An 11,897-nucleotide genomic window follows, 5' to 3' on the forward strand; every position below is an offset into this window, starting at 1 on the left:
CGACTCGCCTTCTCAGCGGCTCCGGGCTGCCGCCCCGGCGACGGGACGCTGAGGACCGTCGTCGTACGGCAGCACCAGCGTGGCCACCGCCCCGCCGTCGGCGGCGTTGGTGAACGTGAGCCGTGCGCCCAGGACTTGGGCCTGCCCGACCGCGATGGTCAGGCCGAGGCCGTGGCCCATGTTGACGCCCTCGGTGCGGAAGCGGCGGGGGCCGTGCTCGATCAGGTAGTCGGGGTATCCGGCGCCGTGGTCGCGCACCGTGATCACCGGGCCGTCGACGGTGAGGACGACCGGGGCGCGCCCGTGCTTGTGGGCGTTCGCGGTGAGGTTGCCGAGCACCCGCTCCAGGCGCCGCCGGTCGGTATCCACCGTGATGTCGCGCACGACGTCGACACGCGTCTCCAGGCCCGAGCCCTCCACCATGCGCTCGAAAAGCGGCCCGAGCTGATGGGACGCCAGGTCCAGGGTCTCCGTGCGCGCGTCGAGCCGGGAGATCTCCAGGAGGTCCTCGGTGAGGGTGCGCAGGTCCGACACCCGGTCGCGGACGAGTTCGGTCGGGCGGCCCGGCGGGAGCAGCTCGGCCGCCGTGTGCAGACCGGTCAGCGGGGTGCGCAGTTCGTGCGCCACGTCCGCGGTGAACCGCTGCTCGCTCAACAGGCGGCCCTGCAACGACGACGCCATGGTGTCGAGCGCTCCGGCGACCGACGCCACCTCGTCCTGATGGCGCCCGGCGCCCCGGCCCCGCGGGTCGTCGACGCGTGCGTTGAGGTCGCCCGCGCTGATCCTGCGGGCCACCGTCGCGGTCGTGTGCAGCCGCCGGGTCACGCGCGTCACGGCGAACGCGCCGGCCAGGAGGGTCGCCCCGATCGCCAGCACGGACGAGTAGAGGATCGCGTCGTCGAAGCCCTCGATGGTGCGCGCACTGGAGGAGTAGTCGATCCGTACGGCCAGCGCACGCCCGCCGTCGACCGGTCCGGCGGCCCACATGACCGGGCGGGAGCCGACGGTGCCCACCATCGTGCCGCGCTTGCCGTCCGCCGCGAGGGCCTTGAGCGGCCCGGGCAGACCGCCGGGGTCCACGCCCGCGTCCTTGCCGGTCCGGCTCCCCGACTCGTACGCCCTCGTGGCGTCGGTCAGCCGTGCCAGTGCGCGTTCCTCCGCCTGGCCCACGACCTGCTGGGTGACCGAGATGTGCACGAGGGTGCCGAGCAGGGCGGTGAGGCCGCAGCACATCACCGTGATGAAGAGCGCGGCCTTCCAGGTCAGGGTGGCCGTCCAGGAGGGCAGCCGCAGCAGCAGGGCGTGTGCGCCGCGGCGGGCGTGGGCGAGGGGACGGCTCACGGCGTGTCCGGCGGGCAGGAGTCGAAGGGATCGCAGACGCCGTCGGGGCCCGGAGCGCCGGCGGGGGAGGCCGCACGCTTGGAGTCGCCGTCGGGGTGCGGCGTGGGGCGGGCGGTGCGGACGGATTCGTCGCGGGTGATCAGCATCGCCCGGTGCTGCCCGTCCCAGGACCACACGGTGTGCCGCTCGAACCCGGGAGAGCCGTCGGCGGACCGGACCACCACATCGCGTCCCGCCAGCTGGACGCCGACGACCATGCCGAACGTGCTCATGATCATGTCCAGTCTGCCCTGCCTCAACGCGTAGACGCGGAGGGCCAGTTGATGCTCGGGCATGCTGATGCCGACGACCAGGTCGTCCGTGCCGTCGCCGGTGAGGTCGCGGTAGTAGGCCTTGCGGACCGGGCACGTGCCGACGCCTGCCGTCGTGCAGGTGTCGATGGCGTTCGCTATCGCGCCGCCGTACGTGGCCAGCGGGTCGTCGAAAGCGGTCGAGGGGTGCGCCAGTTGGGCCTTGACGACGTCGACCGGGTTCACCGCATGCAGGTCCCCGCCCGGCACCGACACGCCCTCGACCGGCTCGGGCCGTACGTCGTTGTAGTCCGGGGCCGCCGCGGGCGCGGTCGGCTCGTCCGGCCAGAGCTGTGCGGGGGCGATCGCGGTCGGGGTGGCGCCCGCGCTGTGCAGGCCGCCGGGATGGCCGCAGCCCGTCAGGAGCAGTCCGGCCAGGGTGAGGACGACGAACGCCCGGAGAAGCGGATGGCGGGACGCGGCGCGTCCGGAGCGCCCGGCGGAACGGACCGCGCTCGCGGCCCGCCCGCTCCCCGCCCTGCTGCCTGTTCGGTTCACGCCTGCGGGGCCCGCTACTTGACGAGGTCGGCGTACAGAACGATGTTGTCCGTGCGATGGCCGTTCTTGATGGGGCCGCCACAGGTCAGCAGGCGCAGTTCCGGACGGTCGGTCTTCCCGTACACCTTCTCCGTGGGGAAGTCCTTCTTGTCGACCTGCTGGATCTCGCGGACCTTGAACGTGGCCGTGCTGCCGTCCGCGCGCGGCACCTCGATGCTGTCGCCCACCTTGACCTTGGCGACGTTCTTCATGAGCGCCGGGCCCTTGGCGGTGTCGTAGTGCGCGACGATGACGGACACGCCCTTCTGGCCCGGTGTCACCCCGCCGGTCCACCAGCCCGGCTCGTTCCCCTTGTCCGCCGGCGGCACCTGCAACTCCTGGTCGCCGTCCACGCCCAGATCCAGCATGGACTTCGCGTCGACGCCCGCCGACGGGATGCGCAGCCCGGTCGGCTTGGATTCCTTGAGCGGTGCGGCAGCGTTCCCGGCGACGGCGGACGCGGTGTTCTTCACGTTCACGTCGGGCGCCTGGTCGCCCGAGCCGCAGGCGATGAGGCCGACCCCAAGCGCCCCGGTGAGCAGGGCCACGGCCGCGAGACGACGGGTGTGCCGGGCCGGGCGCGGGGCCCGCGTCGCGACGGTGTCCGCCCGCCCGTCGACGCTGGGCTGGGCCATGCCGCGGTCGGCGGACGCTTCGGGGGTACTGGGCACGAGAACTCCTGCGAGGGTCGGCCGCCGGACGGATCGGCTCCGTCCGGCGGCCCGGGGGTGAGGGGAAGGTTGGCCGTACGGCCTGGGGGTCAGGCCTTGACGCGGCCGCGGCGCAGCATCGCGTAGCCGAGGCCCGCCGCGCCGGCCGCCGCCATGCCGCCGCCGGCGACGAGGAACGCGGGGTTCTGTTCCTGGACGCCCTCGGCGCCGGCCTTGACGCCGCCCTTCGGCGTGACGGTCTTGCCGCCACGCTGCTGACCGTCCTTCTTCTTGTCGCCCGTGTTCAGCTTCGGCTTGTCCTGCTCGCTGTGCCAGCCGTCCGGGTGCACGACGCCCACGAAGCCGTTGGCCTGGTTGAGTTCGTACTTGTACCCCTTGACCGTGGCGGTCGGGTTCTCGGCGCTCAGGTTCGCTATGCGCTGGCCGTTCATCGTGATCCACGCCCTGTAACCGCCCTTGGGCAGCTTGTAGACGTGCGCGACCGCGTTGTTGCTGAGCTTGAACTCCTGGGCGTCCTGCTCCTTCCCGTCCTTCTTGCTGTCGTCCTTCTTGCTGTCGGACGGAGCGGACTTGTCGGACGGAGCCGAGGGACCGGACTGCGACGGCGCGGGGGCGGGGCTGTCGGCGAAGGCCGCGGCGGCCGGTGCGAGCAGCGCACCGCTCACGGCGGCGGAGACAGCGACGGCGCGGACGAGGGCACGGCGATTGCTGGTCAAGAGCTCTTCCTTCTCACTACACACAACGAAACCCGTCTGCGCCCGACGGGCTGCCCGGCTGGTCGCTGGGAGGACTTCATCTGACCTCGACAACGTAAATGTCGCATATTGCGAAGGTTGCCCGGTGATGTAACGGTGCGCCATAGGGCTCGTAACAAACCCGATGGGTCTGGCCGGGCCGCGAAAGCGCCGCACCAGGGCTCTGACGGCGCGATCCCCGCAACATGCCGGTGGGGTACGGGAGTTGGCTGCGGCAGCCCGCGCCGAGGCGGACCGGCCCGGGAACGAAGTCACGTCCCGCAGGGCCATCAGTCCTTTCCCTGGTGCCTTATTGCTCCGCAAACAGTCAAGAAATTGCAAATAGCCTCGATCTCACGCGCTTGCCGGCGGCAGGCGGATCGCTCAATGGCGAGGGATGTGGGACACGCAAATGGACATGAGCGCGGGCAACAGGAAAGGGCTCAGCCTCTTCGCCCTGATCATGATCGGGATCGGCTCGATCTTCGGTTCCGGATGGCTCTTCGGGGCCGGTTCGGCCGCCCAGGTCGCGGGCCCGGCGGCGCTCGTCGCTTGGGTGATCGGCGCCGTGTTCATCGGCATGATCGCCATGTCGTACGCCGAAGTGGGCGCGGCCTACCCGATCCCCGGCGGCATGGCCCGCTACGGCAGCCTCTCTCACGGGCCCGTGCTCGGCTTCATCACGGGCTGGGCCGTGTGGATCGCGGTCGCGGCGCTCATCCCGATCGAATCGATCGCGGCCACCCAGTACATGTCCTCGTGGAGCTTCGGCTGGGCGCACCGGCTCGTCGACGGCTCGCACCAGCTCAGCGGCTTCGGCATGGCCGTCGCCCTGCTGCTCACCGTGCTGCTCTGGCTGACCTGTTACTGGTCGGTCCAGCTGCTCGCCCGCGCCAACACCGTGCTGACCCTGGTCAAGTTCGCGATCCCGGTGCTCGCGGTGATCGCGCTCATCGCGTCCGGCTTCCACCCCGGTAACTTCTCCACCGCGGCCGGATTCGCCCCGCACGGTTGGAGCGCGGTCCTGACCGCCGTGACGACCTGCGGGGTCGTCTTCGCCTTCAACGGGTTCCAGGCCGTCGTCAACCTCGGCGGCGCCGCCAAGAACCCGGGCCGTGCCATCCCGATAGCCCTCGTCGGCGCCCTCGCCCTCGGCCTGGTCATCTACCTCGCCCTGCAAGCCGCATTCATCGGCGCCGTACCGCCCGAGCAACTGAAGGGGGCCGGCGGCTGGGCGGGCATCAACTTCAACTCGCCGTTCGCGGACCTCGCCAAGGTCCTGATGCTGCACTGGGTCGTCACCCTGCTGCAGTTCGGCGCGTTCGTCTCACCCGCAGGCTCCAACATCGCCAACGTCGCCTCCTCCGCGTACATGGTGCAGAACCTCGCCGAGACCGGCTTCTTCCCCAAGCGGCTCAAGGAGACCCACCCGGTGTACGGCACCGCGCGCCCGGCGATGTGGGTCAACCTCACCTTCTCGGTGCTTCTGCTCATCACCGTCGGGCACAGCTGGAAGACCCTCGCGCCGATCATCTCCGCCGCCATGGTGATCTCCTACCTCATCGGCCCGGTGGCGCTCGGCGTCTTCCGCCGCACCAAACCCGGCCTCAAGCGGCCCTTCAGGCTCCCCGCGGCCCGCGTACTCGCACCGCTGACCTTCGTGTTCGCGGCCTGCGCCCTGTACTGGTCGAAGTGGCCCAACACCGGCATCGTCACCACGCTGACCCTGCTCGCCGCCCCCATCGCCGCCGTCGTGCTCACGCGCAAGGGCGAGCACGACCTCAAGCGGCACTTCGCACCCGCCTGGTGGATGGTCGGCTTCCTCGTCACCGTCTCACTCCTGTCCTACCTGGGCTCCACCGAGTTCGGCGGCAGCGGGGTGCTGCCCGGCGGCGTCGACATCGCGCTGGTCGCGGTGATGGCCCTTGGCTACTACTACCTCGCGGTGAGCGCCGGCGTGCGGGCCCACCACGCGGGCCTGGCCGAGCCTGACCCGGCGCCCATCGCGGGCGCCCCCTCCGCAAAGGAGTTCCCCGCCCGGCAGCCTGCCCGGGCCTGATGGGCCGTCGGCTCGCCGGTGCGCCTGCGCGCCCACGCCGCGGACGGCGCCTTACGGCCACGGACTCGACCTGAGCGACAAGGGCGACGAGGACCGGGACGGCGGAGCCGATAGTGGTCTGCGGCGCCACGCCGCCGTTCGACCGAGCCGGGAGTAGTCCCTTGGAACGACCGGCGTGCTCTGGGTGCGACGTAGGGCTGACGACGCATTCACACCCTCAGGGCTACGGAGCGAGGGGGACGCGGCGCAGAGGATGGGGGGAGCCCGCCGCCCCTTTCAGCAAGTCCCGGAGCCTCCATGCCGCAGGCCGCGCACGCCCCACTGGACACCCCCACCACCGGCGCCGCCGCTCGCGCCGAAGACCTGAGCAAGGTCTACGGCCAGGGCGAGACACGCGTGGTTGCCCTGGACCAGGTCTCGGTCGACTTCGCCCGCGGCAGCTTCACAGCGATCATGGGGCCATCGGGTTCGGGCAAGTCGTCGCTGATGCACTGCATGGCGGGCCTCGACGCCGTCTCGTCGGGCTCGACGTGGATCGGCGACACCGAGCTGACCCGCCTGAACGACCGGCAACTGACCCGGTTGCGGCGCGATGAGGTCGGCTTCGCCTTCCAGGCCTTCAACCTGCTGCCGAGCCTCACGGCGCACGAGAACATCACGCTCCCAATGGCGATCGCGGGCCGTACGCCCGACCGGCGGTGGCTCGACACGGTCGTGGAAACCGTCGGCCTCTCGGGCCGTCTCACCCACCGCCCAGGCCAGCTCTCCGGCGGCCAGCAGCAGCGGGTCGCCGTGGCCCGCGCCCTCGCGTCCCGCCCCGAGATCATCTTCGCGGACGAGCCGACCGGCAACCTCGATTCCCGCTCCGGCGCCGAGATCCTAGGCTTCCTGAAGAACTCCGTACGGGAGTTGGGCCAGACCGTCGTCATGGTGACACATGACCCAGTGGCCGCCGCCCACGCGGACCGTGTGGTCTTCCTCGCCGACGGCCGCCTCACCGACGAACTGACGGAGCCGACCGCCGAGGGCATCCTGGACAGGATGCGGCTCTTCGAGGCCAAGGGGCACATCGGCTGACGTAGCGCAGACCCACCCGCCCGCCCCGGCCCGAGAACCGAGATTCCCACCATGCTCCGCACAGCCCTGCGCAACGTCCTTGTCCACAAAGCCCGATTGAGCATGACGGCCCTCGCCGTCATGCTCGGCGTCGCCTTCGTCGCGGGCACCCTCATCTTCGGCGACACCATCACGGCGGCCTTCCGCGGCGCCTCCGCCAAGAGCCTTGACGGCGTCGCGGTCTCCGTACAAGCCCACGAGGCCCCGACGGGGCGGGCCCCCCAACAGAAGGACCAGGAAAAGCGGTCCACCGCCCTTGACGACCAACTCGCTAGCAAAATAGCCCAGTTGCCCGGCGTCAAGTCGGTGCGCCCCACCGTCAACGGCCGCGCGACCCTGGCCGACAAAAAAGGGCGCCCCGTCAACGCCGACAACGGCTGGCAGAACCTCGCAGCGAACTACGTCCCCCGTCAGGAGGACGGCAACGACGCCCGGTACCCCCTGAAAACAGGCCGAGGACCGTATTTCGCCGACGAGATCGTCCTGGATGCCGGCACCACCGACAAGGCCGGGTACGCCGTCGGCGACACCGTACGCTTCGCCATCGACGGTCCTGTCCTCACCAAGAAGCTGGTCGGCACTGTCTCCACCGACGACCCGCGCGTCACAGCGGGCGGCAGTCTCGCCCTCTTCGACACCCAGACGGCCCAGAACCTGTACCTGCATCCCGGTCAGTACGACGAACTGTTGGTCCGCGCCAAGGCCGGGACCAACGACCAAGTCCTGACCGACGAAGTCCAGGCGCTGCTCCCCAAGGACCAGGCGACGGCCACCAGCGGTGCCCAACTCGCCGCCCAGCAGGCGCGGAAGATCGCCGAGGACACCAAGTCACTGACCAAAATGCTTCTGGTGTTCGCCGGAATCACCCTGTTCGTGGGTGTGTTCATCATCGCCAACACCTTCACCATGCTGATCGCCCACCGCACCCGCGAGATCGCCCTGCTGCGCGCGGTCGGAGCCTCCCGACGCCAGGTCGTGCGCTCCGTCCTCGCCGAAGCGGCGCTGCTCGGGTTCGGCGCGTCGATCGTCGGCTTCGTGCTCGGCCTCGGCATCGCCTCGGTCATGCGGCCGCTGCTCAACGCGGGCGGCGCGGGTCTGCCCGACGGGCCGCTGGTGATCGGCCCGAGCCCGGTGATCTCCGCGCTCGCCGTCGGCATCGGCGTGACCGTCCTGTCGGCGTGGCTGCCTTCCCGCAAGGCTGCCAAGGTCGCCCCGGTCGAGGCGATGAGCACCGTCGACCTCGCGCCGGCGCCGCGCGGTCTGCTCATCCGCAACGTCCTCGGCCTAGTGATCGGCGGCCTGGGCATCGCCGTCATGCTGTACGTCTCCACGCTCGAGGACGCCTCCAACAACAACCTCGAAATCGCGATGCTCGGGTCGGGGCTCACCCTGGTCGGCGTGATCATCCTGGCCCCGCTGCTCTCCCGGCCCGTCGTCTCGCTGGCCGGCAGGGTCACACCCCGGCTGTTCGGAGTGAGCGCCAAGCTTGCCAAGGAGAACGCGCTGCGCAACCCGCGCCGCACCGCCGCCACTGCCTCGGCCCTGATGATCGGTCTCACCTTGATCACCGGCATCACGGTGGCCGGGGTATCCACCCAGGAGGCCTCCGCCGAGATGACCACCCGGGGCATGGCCGCCGACTACCGCGTCGACAACACCAGCTTCAGCGGCCTCGACACCGACGCCGCCCAGAAGCTGGCGAAGGTCCCCGGTGTCGCCGCCGCGGCCCCGATGACCTCAGCCCCGGTGGACCTGAATGGCACGTACGCGACCATCACCGGCTCCGACCCGGCACGACTCGGCAAGATCACCGATCTCAAGCTGACCGGCGGCTCGCTCGGCGACCTCGGCCCGGGCCGGATCGCGGTCGCCCAGGACTTCGCGACCAAGCACGGCATCCGCGTCGGCGACACCCTGGACGCCAAGTACACCTTCGGCGGCGGAGATGCCGGGCGCCCCGCGCGCAAGCTGCGCGTCGTCGGCCTCTACGAGGCCAACCCGACCGTCAGCGACGCGCTCGGCACGACGGGCGACGTACAGCCCTACGCGTATGCCCCGAAGAAGATCGACAGCATCCTGGTCAAGGCCGAGCCCGGCAAGGCGCAAGGCTTGGAGAAGGGGTTGCGTGACGCGCTCGACAACAGCCCTCTGCTCAAGGTGCAGAACCGGGAACAGCTGACCAAGGCCCAGGCCGGCACCATCGGCCTCATGCTGAACATGGTCTACGGCCTGCTCGGCATGGCCGTCGTGATCGCGGTACTCGGCGTTATCAACACCCTCGCGATGTCGGTCTTCGAGCGCTCCCGCGAGATCGGCATGCTGCGCGCCGTCGGCCTCGACCGCACCGGCATCAAGCAGATGGTCCGTCTCGAATCGGTCGTCATCTCCCTCTTCGGCGCTGTCCTCGGCATCGGTACGGGCATTTTCCTGGCCTGGGCGGGCGGCAGCCTCACTGGCGGTGCGATGAAGACATACGAGATGGTCCTGCCGTGGGGCAGGCTCGGCTTGTTCCTGCTCTTCGCGCTCGTGATCGGCGTCCTCGCGGCGATCTGGCCGGCCCGGCGGGCCGCGCGCCTGAACATGCTGGAGTCGATCCAGGCTGGGTGAGCGGGATGCGCCCGGCGTGTGCGGCGGGGGTGGAGGAGCAGGGAGGGCACGCCGACGCGGGTCACGAGGTTCCCGGGGCATCGGGTGCCTCGCGCGGGGCGGTGCCAGGACATGCGCGACGGGCCAGGACACATATGCCGATCGTGGCAGTGGCGACCTGGGCACGCTGCAGAAGGCCGTGCCAGTGGGGTGCGTCCAACAAAATGGCGACGGCGACGACCAGAACGACATTGACGGCCAGAACGGTTGTCAGTCGGCTGTCCAGCCGCCCCCGGGAAGACGGGCGGAAGGACCACGCCCCGAGCGTGACCATGAGAAAGGTGTCCGACAGGGCGCTGAGCGTGAAATGCACACCGGTCTGGCTGGACAACTTCCCCTGTACTTCAGCCATTCGGCAGGCCGCATCGACGGACGGAGCGCACTCCATGGGGAAGAGCGCACTGAATCCGATCAGTGTCAGACCGAAAGCTGCAAGGGACACCAGACCTATACGATGCCACCACGGCAGAACGTCTTGCCGGCGGGTGAACGCGAGAACGCTTCCCGCGGTGATGAGGATTCCGGACGCTGTATCCCCCGCGATGAATATGTGCCTGAAAGGGCGGCCAAGGGATTCGAGTTCACAGATGAACGAATCCAGCTGGCTCAGTCCGGTCGGGAGGAAAAACTCGGCTATCCACGCCGAGTACAGAACGGCCCCGGCGGTGAGGAGCAGAAAGACCTGGTTGCCGCCGCGTGCTCCGGGAACCTGCTCCGTCCTGTCCAGGAGCGCATCTCCGGCGCGAACTGCGGAGGTGTCTGGGCCTGTTGGCGAAGCTTGTGCTGCCGTAGGGGGTGGGACCGTCGACGGGATGTTCATGTCCGAGGCGGGCTTGGCGGTGTTCGGCATGCGGAGAGACTTCTCTTGCTGGGCGTCAGGGATTGTCATTCCCCGGCCAAGGCGACTGCTTGAGGTGTGGTCTGCTGCTCTGACGTGCTGGCGGTGATGAGCGCAAAAGGGCTACCGCGCGCGGATACGCGTCGCCTTTGGGGCTGTCCTTTTCCTCGGGGAACGAGCCAGAGGGAGACTAACGGACTTTTCGGCCTGGAGGGGACGGGCCCGTAGCCGGGCGAGTGGCTGGGAGGACCGAAGAAGGAATGTTCACCGGTACGGCCCTCCGCGCGGGGCTTTGGTCCTCTTCAAATAAGGGCGTTCGGCTCTGATTCAGCTTTTATGGAACGGATGTGTTCCGGTAGCGCTCTAGCCCGGTGCGCGCGGCTCGGGCGGTGCGTCTGGGCGAGTGCCCAGGATGACTTCCGGCAGAGGGTTCTCTCGATCCATGGGGCTGACAAGCACCACCGTTCTGGCGTTGTCCGTGCTCTGCACGGTGCTGCTCTCCTTCCTTGTCGTATGGCAGTGGCCGCGCTTGGCAGGGCGGGGCTGGCGGCCGGTGGTGGCTCGGGTAGGTCTGGTGTGCGCGGTTCAGCTGCTGCTCTTCTCCTCCGTGGGCCTCGCGGCCAACAAGTCGCTCCTCATCTACGGTTCCTGGGCGGACCTGTTGGGCCGGCAGGACGGCATGGGCGTCCTCGGCTCCAAGGCAGCGGGAAGCCCTGGCGTGCACGTCGTCGGTCGGCAGAAGGTCGACGTTCCCGGCGCCGGAGAGCCCGGCATCGGCGGTGAGGTGCAGCGCATCGACGTGCAGGGCGCGCGGTCCCGGATTGTGACTCCGGCCTACGTCTATCTGCCGCCGGAGTACTTCCAGAAGGGGTTCGAGAAGAAGTCCTTCCCGGTCACCGTGGTGCTGACTGGCTACCCGGGGACGGCGGAAAACCTCATCAAGGGGCTGCGCTATCCGAAGACGGCGTGGACGCTGTCGAAGGAGAAGAGGACCCAGCCGATGATCCTGGTGATGATGAGGCCCACGCTCGTCCCCGGGCGCAACACCCAGTGCATCGACATCCCGGACGGCCCCCAGACGGAGACGTTCTTCGCCGACGACCTGCGCAGGGCCATCGGCGGCAACTATCGCGTCGGCACGAAGGCGCGGAACTGGGGCTTCATTGGCGACTCGACGGGCGGCTACTGCGCGCTGAAGATCGCTCTGGAGCACCCGGAGGCGTACGCGGCCGGCGTCGGTCTCTCCGCGGACTACAAGCCGGACTTGGACGCTGACTCGGGTGACCTCTTCCACGGCGACAAGCACCAGGAGAAGCGCGCCGATCTCCTGTGGGCGCTCGACCACCTGCCCCAGGGCAACTCCTCGTTCCTGGTCACCACGTCGAAGCAGGGTGAGAGCAACCTGGAGGAGACCAAGAAGTTCATCGCCAAGGTCAAGAAGCCCGCACAGGTCTCCTCAATCACCCTGGACAGTGGCGGCCACAACTTCAACACGTGGCGCCGGGAGATTCGGGTCTGTCCAATCAACGGCTGATCTTGGTTGTTGAGGTTCAGTTGTTGGCCGGGGTGAGCCGGCCTTCGAAGGCGATCTGGAAGGCGTTTAGG

Annotated in this window: 9 protein-coding genes; 4 read left to right on the forward strand and 5 right to left on the reverse strand. The window is 69.3% G+C overall.

Annotated features, from left to right (window positions below; genetic code table 11):
• Positions 1–12: 12 nt before the first annotated feature.
• The 4 genes from AC07F3_RS40715 to AC07F3_RS40730 form a co-directional block, all read right to left on the reverse strand.
• A complete protein-coding gene (locus AC07F3_RS40715; protein WP_479120056.1) occupies positions 13–1,299 on the reverse strand; it encodes an ATP-binding protein in 1,287 nt (428 codons plus the stop codon).
• A 38-nt stretch (positions 1,300–1,337) separates the two neighbouring features.
• On the reverse strand, positions 1,338–2,189 hold the full coding sequence (locus AC07F3_RS40720; RefSeq protein ID WP_479120042.1) for a hypothetical protein: 852 nt from the start codon (positions 2,187–2,189) through the stop codon (positions 1,338–1,340).
• A 14-nt stretch (positions 2,190–2,203) separates the two neighbouring features.
• A complete protein-coding gene (locus tag AC07F3_RS40725; RefSeq protein ID WP_479120044.1) occupies positions 2,204–2,899 on the reverse strand; it encodes a class F sortase in 696 nt (231 codons plus the stop codon).
• Positions 2,900–2,988: 89 nt separating this feature from the next.
• A complete protein-coding gene (locus tag AC07F3_RS40730) occupies positions 2,989–3,615 on the reverse strand; it encodes a hypothetical protein (protein WP_479120046.1) in 627 nt (208 codons plus the stop codon).
• Positions 3,616–4,045: 430 nt separating this feature from the next.
• On the opposite strand from AC07F3_RS40730, the gene AC07F3_RS40735 reads away from it, so the two are divergent.
• The 3 genes from AC07F3_RS40735 (at position 4,046) to AC07F3_RS40745 (ending at position 9,415) form a co-directional block, all read left to right on the forward strand.
• Positions 4,046–5,692, forward strand: coding sequence for an APC family permease (locus AC07F3_RS40735; RefSeq protein WP_479120047.1), 1,647 nt, complete (start codon positions 4,046–4,048; stop codon positions 5,690–5,692).
• Positions 5,693–5,989: 297 nt separating this feature from the next.
• Complete coding sequence (locus tag AC07F3_RS40740) at positions 5,990–6,769, forward strand: ABC transporter ATP-binding protein (RefSeq protein WP_479120049.1); 780 nt, start codon at positions 5,990–5,992, stop codon at positions 6,767–6,769.
• A gap of 51 nt (positions 6,770–6,820) precedes the next feature.
• A complete protein-coding gene (locus AC07F3_RS40745) occupies positions 6,821–9,415 on the forward strand; it encodes an ABC transporter permease (RefSeq protein ID WP_479120050.1) in 2,595 nt (864 codons plus the stop codon).
• A gap of 61 nt (positions 9,416–9,476) precedes the next feature.
• On the opposite strand, the gene AC07F3_RS40750 is transcribed toward AC07F3_RS40745, so the two are convergent.
• Positions 9,477–10,304, reverse strand: a complete 828-nt coding sequence (locus tag AC07F3_RS40750; RefSeq protein WP_479120051.1) for a DUF998 domain-containing protein — start codon at positions 10,302–10,304, stop codon at positions 9,477–9,479.
• Positions 10,305–10,734: 430 nt separating this feature from the next.
• Between AC07F3_RS40750 and AC07F3_RS40755 the strand changes: the two genes are divergently transcribed.
• Complete coding sequence (locus AC07F3_RS40755) at positions 10,735–11,826, forward strand: alpha/beta hydrolase (protein ID WP_479120052.1); 1,092 nt, start codon at positions 10,735–10,737, stop codon at positions 11,824–11,826.
• The last annotated feature ends 71 nt before the right edge of the window (positions 11,827–11,897 follow it).

The organism is Streptomyces sp. NPDC045846, assembly GCF_056431605.1.

What these genes read in the sequence shown, in the direction of transcription:
- AC07F3_RS40750 (WP_479120051.1), bottom strand. Translation starts at nt 10,304, where the DNA reads ATGCCGAACACCGCCAAGCCCGCCTCGGACATGAACATCCCGTCGACG.
- AC07F3_RS40745 (WP_479120050.1), top strand. Translation starts at nt 6,821, where the DNA reads ATGCTCCGCACAGCCCTGCGCAACGTCCTTGTCCACAAAGCCCGATTG.
- AC07F3_RS40755 (WP_479120052.1), top strand. Translation starts at nt 10,735, where the DNA reads ATGGGGCTGACAAGCACCACCGTTCTGGCGTTGTCCGTGCTCTGCACG.
- AC07F3_RS40740 (WP_479120049.1), top strand. Translation starts at nt 5,990, where the DNA reads ATGCCGCAGGCCGCGCACGCCCCACTGGACACCCCCACCACCGGCGCC.
- AC07F3_RS40735 (WP_479120047.1), top strand. Translation starts at nt 4,046, where the DNA reads ATGGACATGAGCGCGGGCAACAGGAAAGGGCTCAGCCTCTTCGCCCTG.